The following is a 13174-nucleotide window of genomic DNA, read 5'->3' on the forward strand; positions in this document are numbered from 1 at the left end:
CGCAGGTGTCACGATCTTCTCGAAGCTCCGTGCGCTTGCGCCGGAGCTTTTCTGTTGCACCGCTGCTGTTCTGCAGACGTGCGGTCGAGGTCGGAGCCTCACCACCGTGAGGTCCCTCGTACACATAAGGAGTGACCATGGCGCAGAAGGATGCATCGGTCGCCGAGCTCACGAAGTCATTCGAGAACTCGAACGCCGTCCTGCTGACCGAGTACCGCGGTCTGACGGTTGCCCAGCTCAAGGAGCTGCGCAACAGCATCCGTCAGGACGCCGAGTACGCCGTGGTGAAGAACACGCTGACCAAGATCGCCGCGAACAACGCGGGGATCAGTGCGCTGGACGACGACCTCAAGGGTCCGTCGGCTGTCGCGTTCGTGCACGGCGACTTCGTCGCCACCGCCAAGGCTCTGCGTGACTTCGCCAAGGCCAACCCGCTTCTGGTGATCAAGGCCGGCGTCTTCGAGGGCAACGCTCTCTCCGCCGACGAGGTCAACAAGTACGCCTCGCTCGAGAGCCGTGAGGTTCTGCTTGCGAAGGCTGCGGGCATGATGAAGGCGACGATGGGCAAGGCTGCGGCCACCATCGACGCGCTTCGCGAAAAGCTGGAGACCGCTGAGGCCGCGTAAGCGACCGGCGATCTTTTTCACAAACCCCATCTATTAGGAGATACATCATGGCGAAGCTCACCACCGAGGAGCTGCTCGAGCAGTTTGCCGGCCTGACCCTTGTCGAGCTCAACGACTTCGTGAAGGCGTTCGAGGAGAAGTTCGAGGTCACCGCTGCTGCCCCCGTCGCCGTCGCAGGCGCCGCCGGCGCTGGTGGCGCCGTCGAGGCCGAGGAGGAGAAGGACTCGTTCGACGTCATCCTCGAGGCTGCTGGCGACAAGAAGATCCAGGTCATCAAGACCGTTCGCGAGCTCACCTCGCTCGGTCTCGGCGAGGCCAAGGCCGTCGTCGACGGTGCTCCCAAGGCCGTCCTCGAGGGCGCCAACAAGGAGGCCGCCGAGAAGGCGAAGGCTGCTCTCGAAGAGGCAGGCGCAACGGTTACCCTCAAGTAATCGCGTCTCAGGATTCACGAAGGCCCCGGGGTTCGCCCCGGGGCCTTCGTGCATCCGTGGAAGACAGCGCGGTTGCGGGATCTCAGCGGATCGGCGAGGTCGAGTTGCGCACCACGAGAGCGGATGCCGCCACCACGCGCTCGATGGCACCGTCCGGCCGTTCCAGCAGGCGACGCAGCAGCCGCACCGCCTCTCGGCCCTGCTCGCGCGGCTGCTGCCGGATTGTCGTCAGCGAGAACATCTCGGCGTGCTGGTGATCGTCGATGCCGACGACGCTCAGCTCGGTCGGCACGGCGATGCCCAGTCGTCGCGCGGCGATGATGGCCCCGATCGCCGCCTCATCGCAGACGCCGATGACAGCGCTCGGACGTCGCCGCCGATCGCCGAGCAGGTCGACGGACGCCTGATAGCCGCCGGGCATCGTCGGGGGAGAGGGCACGGCGTGCATGTGCGCGCCGAGTCCCGCCGCCTGCATCGCCTCGTGATAGCCCGCCAGCCGCCTGCCGTCGCCGAAACTGTGACCGTGCGACTCGGCGGAGCCGCCGATGAAACCGATGACGGTGTGCCCCAGATCGATGAGATGCTCGGTGGCGATGCGAGCGGCTGCGGCGTCGTCGATCGACACCGTGCTCGAGCCCTCGCCGTACGCGCCGACGCTCACGAGCGGCCGCCCCAGCTGGAGCAGGCGATCGAGTTCGTCCGACCCGGGCTGGATGCCGGCAGCGATCAGTCCGTCGAATCGGCGCCGGGGCAGCACCGCGTCGAACACGGCGGAGCGCGTGTCGGACCCGTCGGGCGCGCTGTAGAGGGCGAGATCGTAGGCGTGCTCCAACAGCGCCCCCTGGATGCCCTCGATCAGCTCTGCGAAGAACCATCGCTCGACCGAGGGGACGATCACCCCGACGGCGTGCGTGCGGCCGGTGGCCAGGCTGGTCGCCGTGGAATCCGCCACGTATGCCAGCTCACGTGCAGCATCCGCCACCCGGAGCCGCGTGCTCTCCGAGACGTAGCCGCGACCACTGAGGGCTCTGCTGGCCGTGGCTTTCGAGACTCCGGCACGGGCGGCGACATCCGCGATCGTGCTCATGAGTCCTCCTCGAAGACGGAGCGCGGCGTCGCGCACCGTGCACAGCGTAGCCGCAGCGGCGAGAAAAGGGAACCGGTTTCAGACAAGGGCGACGGGAGCGCTCCCATGCCATGGAGATGCGGGCGGGCAATGGTTGCGAGCTTGTGACCAATCCCCATTGTGCCGGGATGCTCATGCCAAGTAGGTTGGCGTGGAATCGGTTCCCGAAACGATGCCGCCGCGCGGCTTCGGGTGCAGGACCGGCGCGGCCGACGGCCGCACCCCTGCGGGGAACGTGGAACTCGAAGAGGAGAAATCACATGGCACTGTCACAGCGACACCGGCGACTCGCGCCGCTCGCCCTTCTCGGCGTCACGGGCATCGCCCTGGCGGGATGTGGAGCTCCTGGTGCGCCCACCGGGGGAGGCGATGGCGGCGGCGACGGCGGAGACAACACCGTCACGATCTACGGCACCATCGTCGACGCCGAGGCGGAACTTCTTCAGGAGTCCTGGGCGGACTTCGAGAAGGAGAACGACATCGAGATCAAGTACGAGGGCAGCCAGGACTTCGAGACCCAGCTCGGCACCCGCGCGCAGGGCGGCAACCCGCCTGACATCGCGATCTTCCCGCAGCCGGGTCTGTTCGCCGACTACGCATCGCGTGACCTGCTGAAGCCGGCGCCCGACGCCGTCGAGGAGAACGCGAACGAGTACTGGACCGAGGGCTGGGTCGAGTTCGGCACGTACGAGGACGAGTTCTACGGCGCGCCGCTGATGGCCAGCGTCAAGGGCTGGGTCTGGTACTCGCCGACCAAGTTCGCCGAGTGGGGCGTCGAGGAGCCGACGAGCTGGGAAGAGCTGCTCACGCTCACCGAGACGATCAAGACCGCAAGCGGCCAGGCGCCGTGGTGTGCCGGCTTCGAGTCGGGCGTCGCGACCGGATGGCCCGGCACCGACTGGATCGAAGACCTCGTGCTGCGCAACGCCGGCCCTGACGTCTACGACCAGTGGGTCAAGAATGAGATCCCCTTCACCGACCCGCAGATCAAGGCGGCGTTCGACGCGACCGGCGAACTGCTGTTGAACCCGGAGTACGTCAACGGCGGCTTCGGTGACGTGCGCTCGATCAACTCGACCGCATTCGGCGACGTCGCCGCGAAGGTTGCCAGCGGCGAGTGCGCACTGACCCACCAGGCGTCGTTCCTCTCGGGCTTCTTCCCCGAGGGCACCAACTTCGCCGAGGACGGCGACGTCTGGGCGTTCCTGCTGCCGAGCACCAGCCCGGACGAGACGCTCATCACGGGTGGCGGCGAGATCGTCGGCGCGTTCAGCGACTCCGAGGCGACGCAGAAGGTGCTCGAGTACCTCTCGAGCCCCGAGTGGGCGGACAGCCGTCTGGCGCTGGGTGGCGTGACGTCGGCCAACAAGGGCGTCAACCTCGACGTGGTCGAGGATCCGATCCTGCAGGAGTCCATCAAGCTCCTCCAGGACGACTCGGTGACGTTCCGCTTCGACGGTTCTGACCAGATGCCCGGTGCCGTCGGGTCCGGCACGTTCTGGAAGGGTATGGTCGCCTGGATCAACGGAACCTCGACGGACGAGGTGCTCACACAGATCCAGACCGGCTGGCCGTCCAGCTGATCGGATGAGGAGGGCCGCCCGATGGGCGGCCCTCCTTCTCGCACCCGGACCGCGCACCGCCGCGCTCTCCGCTGATCAGCTCCGTCTCATGAAGGGGAATCCGTGAACGCTACTGTGTTCTTCCAATGGATCGGGGCGCTCCCGCCGATCCTCCAGGCTGTCGCCGTGGTCATCGCCTTCGCGGTGGTCGTGGTGGTGATCCTGCTTCTCGTCGACATCGCGCCGCGCAAGGGCGCGCTCTACACGGGCATCCGCCTCGCGATGTGCCTGCTCATCCCGCTCGCGGTGATGTGGTTCTTCAACTCGTACTACTGGGCGATGGGGGTCGCAGTCGCCGTCGGCGCGCTGTTCTTCTTCCTCGACTACCGCTCCCGTGCCGGAGCCGGATACCTCATCCAGCTGGTCGCCTTCATGGGGCCGGCGATGCTGCTGCTGCTCGCCGGGCTCATCCTGCCCTCGATCCAGACCGTGTACGCGTCGTTCTGGAACTCCACGGGCAACGACTTCGTCGGCTTCTCCAACTACCTCTGGATCTTCACGCAGTCCGACGGCGTCACCTCGGTGATCAACACGATCGTCTGGGTGCTGCTCGTGCCGACCATCTCCACGATGGTCGGGCTCGCCTACGCGGTCTTCATCGACCGCACCCGCGGCGAGAAGATCTACAAGCTGCTGGTCTTCATGCCGATGGCGATCTCGTTCGTCGGTGCCAGCATCATCTGGCGCTTCGTGTACGCCTATCGCGGTCCCGAGTTCGAGCAGATCGGCCTGCTCAACCAGATCCTGGTCTGGTTCGGCGGAGAACCGCAGCAGTTCCTGCTGAACAACCCATGGAACAACCTCGCCCTCATCGTGGTGCTGATCTGGGTGCAGACCGGTTTCGCGATGGTGGTGCTCTCGGCATCCATCAAGGGCGTGCCTGCCGAGCTGCTGGAAGCGGCGGAACTCGACGGCGCGAACGCCTGGGAACGCTTCCGATCGGTGACGATCCCGTCGATCCGCCCGGCACTCATCGTGGTGCTGACGACGATCTCGATCGCCTCCCTGAAGGTGTTCGACATCGTGCGGACGATGACCGGCGGAAACTACGGCACGTCGGTTCTGGCGAATGAGATGTACACCCAGTTCTCCAAGTTCGAGGCGGGACGCAGCGCTGCGCTCTCCGTCATCCTGTTCATCCTGGTGCTGCCGATCGTCATCTACAACGCGCGCCAGATCAAGAAGCAGCGGGAGATCCGATGACCGACACCGTGAAGTCAGAGACCGGCGCCAGCACGAGGTCGATCACGACCGCCGGACGCTTCGAGGCCTCCGCCGGTCGAGCGCGCAAGCGCCTCAGCCGGCCATGGGCCACCGTCGCCTCGATCGTCATCGCAGTGCTGTGGACCATGCCCACGCTGGGCCTGTTCATCTCGTCGTTCCGCGATCGGGACGCCATCGACAGCTCCGGCTGGTGGACGGTTTTCACCAACCCACAGCTGACGCTGGACAACTATGCGGCGGTGCTGCAGTCCGGCACGACGCAGCTGACGATCCTGGAGTCCTTCTTCAACTCGATCGTCATCACCATCCCGGCCACGATCATCCCCCTGATGATCGCGGCGATGGCGGCGTACGCGTTCTCGTGGATCGAGTTCAAGGGGCGAAACGCGCTGTTCATCTTCGTGTTCGCGCTGCAGATCGTGCCGATCCAGATGGCTCTGGTGCCGCTGCTGTCGTCGTTCTCGCGGGGAATCAACCTGTTCGGTCTGCAGATCACGCTGGGGCTCGACGTCGCGGGCGGCTATGCGCAGGTGTGGATCGCCCACACCATGTTCGCGCTGCCGCTGGCGATCTACCTGCTGCACAACTTCATGTCGGAGATCCCCGGCGAGATCATCGAGGCCGCACGCGTCGACGGAGCCTCCCGCGGACAGATCTTCTTCCGCGTGGTGCTGCCGCTAACGATGCCCGCCATCGCCTCGGTGGCGATCTTCCAGTTCCTCTGGGTCTGGAACGACCTGCTCGTCGCTCTGGTGTTCGCAGACGGCGCCGCTTCCCCGATCACGAAGGTGCTGGCCGAGATCACCGGTCGCGGCGAGGGATGGTACCTGCTGACCGCCGGTGCCTTCGTGTCGATCATCGTTCCGCTGATCGTGTTCTTCGCTCTGCAGCGCTACTTCGTCCGGGGCCTGTTGGCAGGGTCGACCAAGGGCTGATTTGCCGACCAGTGAGGCGACGGATGCCGCGGCCGGGAAACACACCCCCGGCCGCGGCATCCGCGCACGTACCCTGAAGGCATGAAGTACGCCGAATCCATCATCGATCTCGTCGGTGACACCCCTCTGGTGAAGCTGCACCACGTCACCGAGGGCGTGGCGTGCACCGTGCTCGTGAAGCTCGAGTACCTGAACCCCGGCGGATCGGCGAAGGACAGGATCGCGACGCGCATCATCGACGCCGCCGAGGCTGCCGGCGAACTCGCTCCCGGCGGCACGATCGTCGAGCCCACCAGCGGCAACACCGGGGTGGGTCTGGCGCTGGTGGCGCAGCAGCGCGGCTACCGGTGCGTCTTCGTGCTGCCCGACAAGGTCGGTGCCGACAAGATCGACGTGCTGCGCGCCTACGGAGCCGAGGTCGTGGTGACGCCGACATCGGTACCGGCCGACAGCCCGGAGTCCTACTACAGCGTGAGCGACCGGCTGGCGCGCGATATCCCCGGTGCATTCAAGCCCAATCAGTACGAGAACCAGAATGGCCCGCGCAGCCACTATGAGACGACGGGTCCGGAGATCTGGCGTGACACCGACGGCTCGGTGACGCACTTCGTCGCGGGCGTGGGCACCGGAGGGACGATCACGGGTACCGGGCGCTACCTGCGCGAGATCTCCGACGACCGGGTCCGCATCATCGGAGTCGACCCGGAGGGAAGCGTCTACAGCGGCGGCACGGGGCGGCCGTACCTGGTCGAGGGCGTCGGCGAGGACATCTGGCCGGGCGCATACGATCCGCAGGTGCCCCACGAGATCGTCGCGGTCAGCGACGCCGACGCCTTCGCGATGACGCGCCGGCTGGCCCGCGAGGAGGGGATCCTCGTCGGGGGATCCAGCGGGATGGCCGTGGTCGGCGCGCTCCGGGTGGCGCGATCGCTGCCGGCGGATGCGGTCATGGTCGTGCTGCTGCCCGACGGCGGTCGCGGGTACCTCGGCAAGATCTTCAACGACGGCTGGATGCGCTCTTACGGTTTCAGCGAGATCGACGAGGGCGAGACCGTCGCCGATGTGCTGAACGCCCGTGCGGCCCAGGCATCTCGAACGGCCGGCGTGCGTCTGCCCGACCTCGTGCACGCGCACCCGAGCGACACGGTGCTCGAGGCGATCGGCATGATGGCCGAGTACGGCGTCTCGCAGCTGGTCGTCCTCAGCGCCGAGCCGCCCGTCATGATGGGTGAGGTGCTCGGCACCGTCGATGAGAAGGGGCTGCTGGATCTCCTCTTCAGCGGCGATGCGAAGCCGACCGACGCGGTCGGGGCCCACGCGGCGGAGCGGCTGCCCCTCATCGGCATCCATGCCCCTGTGGCGCAGGCGAGAGCGGCGCTCGCCGACGTCGATGCGCTGCTGGTCACCGAAGACGGCAAGCCGCACACCGTCCTCACCCGGCAGGACCTCCTCGCGTATCTGTCTGCCGGAGCGGCGGGCACGGCGTCTCGGGGCGTAACAGGAGGGGATGCCGCTGAAGCGGCAGTCGTAGGCTGAGGCCATGTCCGACCACGCTTTCGCCACCCGAGCCATCCACGCCGGGCAGGAGTTCGACCCGACGACGGGTGCGATCATCCCGCCGATCTACCAGTCGTCCACGCATGTGCAGGACGGCATCGGCGGGTTCCGCGAGGGCTACGAATACAACCGGGCGGGCAACCCCACGCGCTCCTCGCTGGAGACCCAGCTCGCCGCTCTCGAGGGTGGCCATGCCGCCCTGTCGTTCGCCTCGGGCCTCGCAGCGGAGGATGCGCTGCTGCGCGGGCTGCTCGCCCCGGGTGACCACGTGCTGCTGGGCAATGACGTCTACGGCGGCACGTACCGCCTGCTGACGAAGGTGCTCGCACCGTGGGGGATCCAGACGACGACGGTCGAACTGGCCGATGCCGACGTCATCCGTGCCGCCCTTCGTCCCGAGACCAAGATCGTCTGGCTCGAGACGCCGAGCAACCCGCTGCTGAAGGTCATCGACATCGCACAGATCGCTGAGATCGGCCACGCGGCTGGCGCGGTCGTCGTCGTCGACAACACGTTCGCGTCGCCGGCGTTGCAGCAGCCGCTCTCGCTCGGCGCCGACCTCGTCGTGCACTCCACGACGAAGTATCTCGGCGGGCACTCGGATGTGTTGGGCGGAGCGGTGGTGTTCGCCGACGATCGATTTTTCGAGCAGGTGAAGTTCCAGCAGTTCGCCGTCGGAGCGGTCTCCGCCCCGCTGGATGCATGGCTCACGACACGCGGGATCAAGACGCTGGCGGTGCGGATGCGGCAGCACTCCGAGAACGCGCAGGCCATCGCCGAATGGGCGGCGGAACGCCCCGAGTTCGAGCAGGTTTTCTATCCGGGGCTCGCCGCCCACCCGGGCCATGAGGTCGCCGCACGGCAGATGAGCGGCTTCGGCGGGATGCTGTCGCTCGCACTGTCAGCCGGACCTGCCGCGGCGCGCGCGTTCGCGGAGTCGACCGAGTTGTTCCAGCTCGCCGAATCGCTCGGCGGCGTCGAGTCGCTGATCGGCTACCCGCCGGAGATGACGCACGCCTCCGTCCGCGGGACGGCGCTCGCCGTGCCGGAGAACGTCGTACGGCTGTCGGTCGGCATCGAGGATGTCAGCGATCTCATCGCCGACCTGGAATCGGGTCTGCAGCGAGTCGCGCGCTGACACCAGCCGCGGCCGCAGCGGCCGCCGGTCTTGGTCGGCGGTGCCAGGTCGAAAACGCACGTCGAAGAGCGCTCTGAGGTGCGTTTTCGACCCCGCAGCGCACGGACGGTCGGGATCGAGCCGATAGCATTGATGCTTCCCCCAACGTCGAATCGATTCGACGTCGCACGCGCCCAGACACCGGAAGGACCGTCGTGCCCGACGCTCCACGCACAGACACCATCTCGACACCGCCGGTCGAACGAACCCCGACCGGCAGCATCCGGACCTCCACCGGCAGCATCCGCACCTCCACGCCGACCGGCGCGATCCGCGTGCTCGGCTCGAACCCGGCCACCGCGCCGATCATGCTGCACCCGGGCGACTCGATCCCCACTTCTCGGCGGGTGCTGTACATCATCGTGCTCGGTGCGCTCACCGCGCTCGGTCCCTTCACGATCGACCTGTATCTACCGGCGTTCCCCGTGCTCGAGGACGACTTCCAGACCACCGCGGCGGCCATCCAGCTGACGCTGACCGGCACCATGATCGGATTCGCGATCGGGCAGCTCGTCGTGGGACCGCTCAGCGACAAGATCGGCCGCCGGCTGCCGCTTGTCGCGGTCACCGCACTCCACGTCGTCGCCAGCGTCGCCGCCGCGTTCGCCCCCGACCTCGGACTGCTGAGCGCATCGAGAGTCGTCATGGGCATCGGTGCCGCGGCCGGCGGCGTCGTGGCCATGGCGATCGTCCGCGATCTGTTCGGCGGACGCCGCCTCGTCGTCATGCTGTCTCGCCTCGCACTCGTGACCGGGGTGGCGCCCGTCATCGCGCCGCTCATCGGTTCGTGGCTGCTCACCCTGATGCCATGGCGCGGCATCTTCGTCGTGCTCGCCGTCTACGGAGTCGTCATGCTGCTGGCGGCGGCGCTCTACATCCCGGAGACCCTGCCCAAGGCCCGGCGGCAGGAGCGCGGCGGGGCGACGGTGCTGCAGCGCTACCGCTCCGTGTTCTCGGACCGTGTCTTCATCGGCGTGCTCATCATCGGCGGCATGACCTTCTCGGGCCTGTTCTCCTACCTCTCGGCGTCGCCGTTCCTCTTCCAGCAGACCCACGGGCTCGACGCGCAGCAGTACGGCATGCTCTTCGCCATGAACTCGCTGGGCGTCGTGATCGGCGTGCAGGTCGCATCGAGGCTGGCTGCGCGTTTCGGCCCGCAGTGGGTGATGGCGTACTCGACCGCTGTGCTCGTGCTCGCTGGCGCCGCGATCATCGTCACCGACCAGCTCGGGCTCGGCCTGTGGGGAACGGTCATCCCTCTGTTCGTGTTCATGACCGCCTGCGGATTCACCTTCCCCAACGTGCAGGTGCTGGCGCTGGATCGCCACGGGAAGGCGGCCGGCACGGCAGCGTCGATCATCGGCGCCAGCAACTTCGGCGTCGCCGGGCTCGTCTCACCGGTCGTCGGCTGGGTGTCCAACGACACCGGGATCACGGCGACGACGATGGCCTCGGTCATGGTCGGCTGTGCCGCGATCGGCGTGCTGTCACTGTGGCTGGTCGTGCGTCCGCGGACCGTCGGGATGCTGACTCCCTGACCATTCAGCCTTCATCGGCCAGAATAGGACGATGAACAGGCGAATACTGCTGTGGTGGGGAGTCGGGTGCCTCACGGGTGCCACGCTGCTGGGGGCGATCGTCGTGCTCGGTTTCGCGGACGCCCCCGCCATCGACCGCTGGTGGAACACGGTCGTCGCCGATCACCGCGTGCCGCTGATCGTCGGCTTCGCGCAGGTGATGAACCGCATCGGGGGCGGCTGGATCGCGATCCTGCTGGTGCCGTTGCTCACCATCGCCGCCCTGCTGCTGACTCGGCGCTGGCGCTCCGCCCTGTTCGCGGCGCTCGCCTTCATCCTCAGCGCGGCCGCCGTGCAGGGGCTCAAGCAGCTGTTCGGCCGAGCGCGTCCCGAAGACATGCTCGTCGCTTCGGACTATGGATCGTTCCCGTCCGGGCATGTCGCGAACGCGGCGACCATCGCGGTCGTCGTGTGGGTCATCTTCCCTGGGGTGTGGACGGCGCTCCTGGGCGTGCTGTGGGTGGTCGGTATGGCATATTCCCGCACGCTGTTGTCCGTGCACTGGGCGACCGACACCCTGGGCGGAGCCCTGGTCGGCGCAGGCGTCGTGCTGATGATCGCCGCGCTGCTGAGCGACTGGGTCCAAGGCCGGACGTCTCCGCCTGATCCGCGGATAGGCTGAAGGACCGCCCGATCGTCCTGAGGAGTGCTCGTGTCTCGCATCCGCCCCTACCGGCCCGCAGATCGCCCTGCGATGTACGAGATCTGCCTCAAGACCGCGGATGCCGGAAACGATGCCACCGGCATCCTGTCGGACGACACTCTCTGGGGCGACCTGTTCGCCGTTCCCTACGTCGAGCGGCACCCCGATCTGGCCTGGGTGGTCGAATCCGAGGACGGGCGCGTGATCGGGTACATCGTGGCGACCGACGATACGGATGCCTTTGCACGCTGGTTCCGTGACGAATGGTGGCCGCGGTTTCAGGACCGCTTCCCCCGCCCCGCCGATGCCACGACGCGCGAGGAGCGCATGATCGAGTACGGGTACAGCCGCGCTCCAGGCACCGAGCCGCACGCCGCCGAGTACCCTGCGCATCTGCACATCGATCTGCTGCCGGAGACTCAGGGTCAGGGCTTGGGACGCCGGCTCATCGACACACTGTTCGACGAATTGACGCGTCGCGGGGTCGCGGGCCTTCACCTCGGGATGGATCCGAACAACACCGGCGCTGCGGCGTTCTACGAGCGCCTCGGCATGGAGGAGCTCCCCACGGATCCCGGTGGCAAGAGCTACGGCGTGCGCTTCCCGCGCCGAGGACGCCGCCCGTCGCTGTGATGCGATGAGGTCACCGGCGCCCGCAGCGGCCAGTACGTCGAGGCTCTATTGCCCGTTGGAGCGCATCATGACCGAGATCCGGCCGATGGTGCCGGCAGCCGGGGTGTAGCGCACGTGCAGGAAGCGGCGACCGATCTGCCACAGGTCCGAATCCGGGCGCGTCTTCTTCGGGGCGCCCAGTCGGGTGAGCAGTTCCTCGCGAGTCGTGGCGAGGTCGACGCCATCGATGAGCTTCTCGGGGCGCGGGTATGCCGCCCAGCCGCTCTCCGGGCGCACGCGGACGACGATCTTGCAGAGCTCGTCGTCACCGAATGACAAGGCGGTGCCTTCGTCCCGGTACTCGTAGGTCAGCCAGTCCTTCTTGACCATGCCGCCCTTGGGAGTCAGGCGCTGCTCGGTGACCTGGCCGAGCAACGCCTGCGCCGCTTCGACCGCGGCAGTGCCCGGCTGCTCGCCGAGTGCGCTGATCAGAGTGGTGATCTCGCCGCTGATGGTCATCGATGGCATGGTCGGCCGGGCCTCACTTCTCGTCGTTCGCCGCCTGCTGGGCGAGGAACTTCGCCATGACCGGCGACGGGGGCGGTCCGTCCTCTGCGGGTGCGATATCGGCGTTCTCGAGCGCGAAGGACCGGAGCACCTCGAGGGCTGCGCCGCTCACGAGCAGATCAGCCCTGCCCTCGAGTGCCAGATCGTCGCCTCGGTCGACGGAGCCGGTGGGCACGAGCCTGAGCCACGTGTCGGCCAGTGCCCGATCCGTCGTCGCCGCGTACTGATCGCTCTGCGATGCGGTCGCCGGGTCGAGCTCGAATCCGGAGAGATCGGAATCGCGGAGGGCGTCGGCGAGACGGGCGGTCACGAACCAGAACGGCGAGGTGGTGACGAGGTCGTCACCCATCCACCCGTCGAAGACGAGGTGCAGCGGGCCGGAGTCAGTCGCCCGCAGCGCCGGATCGAACGAGCTCCCGGGAGCGAGGGTCCCTGGGACCTCAGCGTCGACGTAGTAGTACACGCGGTCACCTCACCGGGGGATCGAACAGATCGCCGAAAGCATCGTCGATCAGCGTAGCGTAATCGAGCAGCTCCGCCTGAGTGGGGGTCCTGCCCAGGTTGCCGTAGTGGGTGTAGAACTGGTTCCACATCTTGCGGATGGCACTCAGGTGCACCGCGCTGTTGATGCCTTCGGGGATGCCGCGGAGATTCTCCGGCGAATGCATCTGCGCCGGCGTGATGAGGTCGGGGTACCGGTCCATTGTCGCCTGCTCGACCGCGTGATGGACGATGTTCGACGGATCGGCGTCGGGATTCTCCTCGAAGAAGTTGTCGCGGTAGTTGTTGCTGCTGGCATCGCCGAACGTCGCAGGCGTGCGATGGCCACCCGGCGGGACGTCGAGGCCGTCGGCATCGACGCTGGTGTCGACGTCGTCGACGTCGCCCGGCCCGTCCCGGTCGGGGCGACGCTGCTGCGCGAGCACGCTGTCGCGACGCCGGGTCTCCTCGACGATGTCCAGCAGCTTCTGGCGCTGGCGCCGCGACTGCCGTTGCAGGGCGGACGCGAACTCGTCACCCGCCTTCGTGAGCGCTTCGATGACATCGTCGCTCAGCTTCTTCATGGGACTGGCCATG

General features: G+C 67.3%; 14 protein-coding genes. 10 read left to right on the plus strand and 4 right to left on the minus strand.

Translation table 11 applies throughout. From position 1 onward, the window contains the following. Nucleotides 1-137: 137 nt before the first annotated feature. Nucleotides 138-626, plus strand: a complete 489-nt coding sequence (gene rplJ / locus RIN18_RS08370; protein ID WP_309103509.1) for a 50S ribosomal protein L10 — start codon at nucleotides 138-140, stop codon at nucleotides 624-626. 47 nt (nucleotides 627-673) lie between these two features. After that, complete coding sequence (gene rplL / locus RIN18_RS08375; protein ID WP_309103510.1) at nucleotides 674-1057, plus strand: 50S ribosomal protein L7/L12; 384 nt, start codon at nucleotides 674-676, stop codon at nucleotides 1055-1057. An 82-nt stretch (nucleotides 1058-1139) separates the two neighbouring features. Here rplL and RIN18_RS08380 read toward each other — a convergent pair whose 3' ends face one another. Beyond that, nucleotides 1140-2144 (minus strand): LacI family DNA-binding transcriptional regulator, encoded by a 1005-nt coding sequence (locus RIN18_RS08380; protein ID WP_309103511.1) that lies wholly within the window; start codon nucleotides 2142-2144, stop codon nucleotides 1140-1142. Nucleotides 2145-2443: 299 nt separating this feature from the next. On the opposite strand from RIN18_RS08380, the gene RIN18_RS08385 reads away from it, so the two are divergent. The 8 genes from RIN18_RS08385 (at nucleotide 2444) to RIN18_RS08420 (ending at nucleotide 11551) form a co-directional block, all read left to right on the plus strand. Further along, the gene (locus tag RIN18_RS08385) at nucleotides 2444-3766 is read left to right on the plus strand and encodes an extracellular solute-binding protein (RefSeq protein WP_309103512.1); all 1323 of its coding nucleotides are present in this window, start codon (nucleotides 2444-2446) and stop codon (nucleotides 3764-3766) included. A gap of 102 nt (nucleotides 3767-3868) precedes the next feature. Next, complete coding sequence (locus tag RIN18_RS08390) at nucleotides 3869-5008, plus strand: sugar ABC transporter permease (protein WP_309103513.1); 1140 nt, start codon at nucleotides 3869-3871, stop codon at nucleotides 5006-5008. Next, the gene (locus tag RIN18_RS08395; protein WP_309103514.1) at nucleotides 5005-5964 is read left to right on the plus strand and encodes a carbohydrate ABC transporter permease; all 960 of its coding nucleotides are present in this window, start codon (nucleotides 5005-5007) and stop codon (nucleotides 5962-5964) included. The genes RIN18_RS08390 and RIN18_RS08395 overlap by 4 nt, the downstream gene beginning before the upstream one ends. Before the next feature lie 81 nt (nucleotides 5965-6045). After that, nucleotides 6046-7500, plus strand: coding sequence for a cystathionine beta-synthase (locus RIN18_RS08400; protein ID WP_309103515.1), 1455 nt, complete (start codon nucleotides 6046-6048; stop codon nucleotides 7498-7500). 4 nt (nucleotides 7501-7504) lie between these two features. After that, nucleotides 7505-8659 (plus strand): cystathionine gamma-synthase, encoded by a 1155-nt coding sequence (locus RIN18_RS08405; RefSeq protein ID WP_309103516.1) that lies wholly within the window; start codon nucleotides 7505-7507, stop codon nucleotides 8657-8659. 194 nt (nucleotides 8660-8853) lie between these two features. Beyond that, nucleotides 8854-10236 (plus strand): multidrug effflux MFS transporter, encoded by a 1383-nt coding sequence (locus RIN18_RS08410; RefSeq protein ID WP_375163513.1) that lies wholly within the window; start codon nucleotides 8854-8856, stop codon nucleotides 10234-10236. A gap of 31 nt (nucleotides 10237-10267) precedes the next feature. Beyond that, entirely contained in the window at nucleotides 10268-10897 is a 630-nt protein-coding gene (locus RIN18_RS08415) for a phosphatase PAP2 family protein (protein WP_309103517.1), read from the plus strand. A gap of 30 nt (nucleotides 10898-10927) precedes the next feature. Next, a complete protein-coding gene (locus RIN18_RS08420) occupies nucleotides 10928-11551 on the plus strand; it encodes a GNAT family N-acetyltransferase (protein WP_309103518.1) in 624 nt (207 codons plus the stop codon). Nucleotides 11552-11596: 45 nt separating this feature from the next. Here the strand turns inward: RIN18_RS08420 and RIN18_RS08425 are convergent, their stop codons facing one another. From RIN18_RS08425 to RIN18_RS08435, 3 genes are read right to left on the minus strand one after another with little or no spacing between them, the layout of a single operon-like run. Further along, a complete protein-coding gene (locus tag RIN18_RS08425; RefSeq protein WP_309103519.1) occupies nucleotides 11597-12049 on the minus strand; it encodes a hypothetical protein in 453 nt (150 codons plus the stop codon). A 22-nt stretch (nucleotides 12050-12071) separates the two neighbouring features. Continuing rightward, nucleotides 12072-12560: a hypothetical protein gene (locus RIN18_RS08430; RefSeq protein ID WP_309103520.1), complete on the minus strand. Its 489-nt coding sequence runs from the start codon at nucleotides 12558-12560 to the stop codon at nucleotides 12072-12074. Nucleotides 12561-12564: 4 nt separating this feature from the next. Beyond that, nucleotides 12565-13173 (minus strand): hypothetical protein, encoded by a 609-nt coding sequence (locus RIN18_RS08435; RefSeq protein WP_309103521.1) that lies wholly within the window; start codon nucleotides 13171-13173, stop codon nucleotides 12565-12567. Nucleotide 13174: the final 1 nt, after the last annotated feature.

This window comes from Microbacterium sp. (assembly GCF_031179285.1).
Classification (GTDB): domain Bacteria; phylum Actinomycetota; class Actinomycetes; order Actinomycetales; family Microbacteriaceae; genus Microbacterium.

Bases quoted from the DNA above. Each gene is read 5' to 3' on its own strand.
- RIN18_RS08395 (WP_309103514.1), top strand. From the start codon at position 5,005: ATGACCGACACCGTGAAGTCAGAGACCGGCGCCAGCACGAGGTCGATC.
- RIN18_RS08380 (WP_309103511.1), bottom strand. From the start codon at position 2,144: ATGAGCACGATCGCGGATGTCGCCGCCCGTGCCGGAGTCTCGAAAGCC.
- RIN18_RS08405 (WP_309103516.1), top strand. From the start codon at position 7,505: ATGTCCGACCACGCTTTCGCCACCCGAGCCATCCACGCCGGGCAGGAG.
- RIN18_RS08415 (WP_309103517.1), top strand. From the start codon at position 10,268: ATGAACAGGCGAATACTGCTGTGGTGGGGAGTCGGGTGCCTCACGGGT.
- RIN18_RS08435 (WP_309103521.1), bottom strand. From the start codon at position 13,173: ATGGCCAGTCCCATGAAGAAGCTGAGCGACGATGTCATCGAAGCGCTC.
- RIN18_RS08385 (WP_309103512.1), top strand. From the start codon at position 2,444: ATGGCACTGTCACAGCGACACCGGCGACTCGCGCCGCTCGCCCTTCTC.
- rplJ (WP_309103509.1), top strand. From the start codon at position 138: ATGGCGCAGAAGGATGCATCGGTCGCCGAGCTCACGAAGTCATTCGAG.
- RIN18_RS08425 (WP_309103519.1), bottom strand. From the start codon at position 12,049: ATGACCATCAGCGGCGAGATCACCACTCTGATCAGCGCACTCGGCGAG.
- rplL (WP_309103510.1), top strand. From the start codon at position 674: ATGGCGAAGCTCACCACCGAGGAGCTGCTCGAGCAGTTTGCCGGCCTG.
- RIN18_RS08400 (WP_309103515.1), top strand. From the start codon at position 6,046: ATGAAGTACGCCGAATCCATCATCGATCTCGTCGGTGACACCCCTCTG.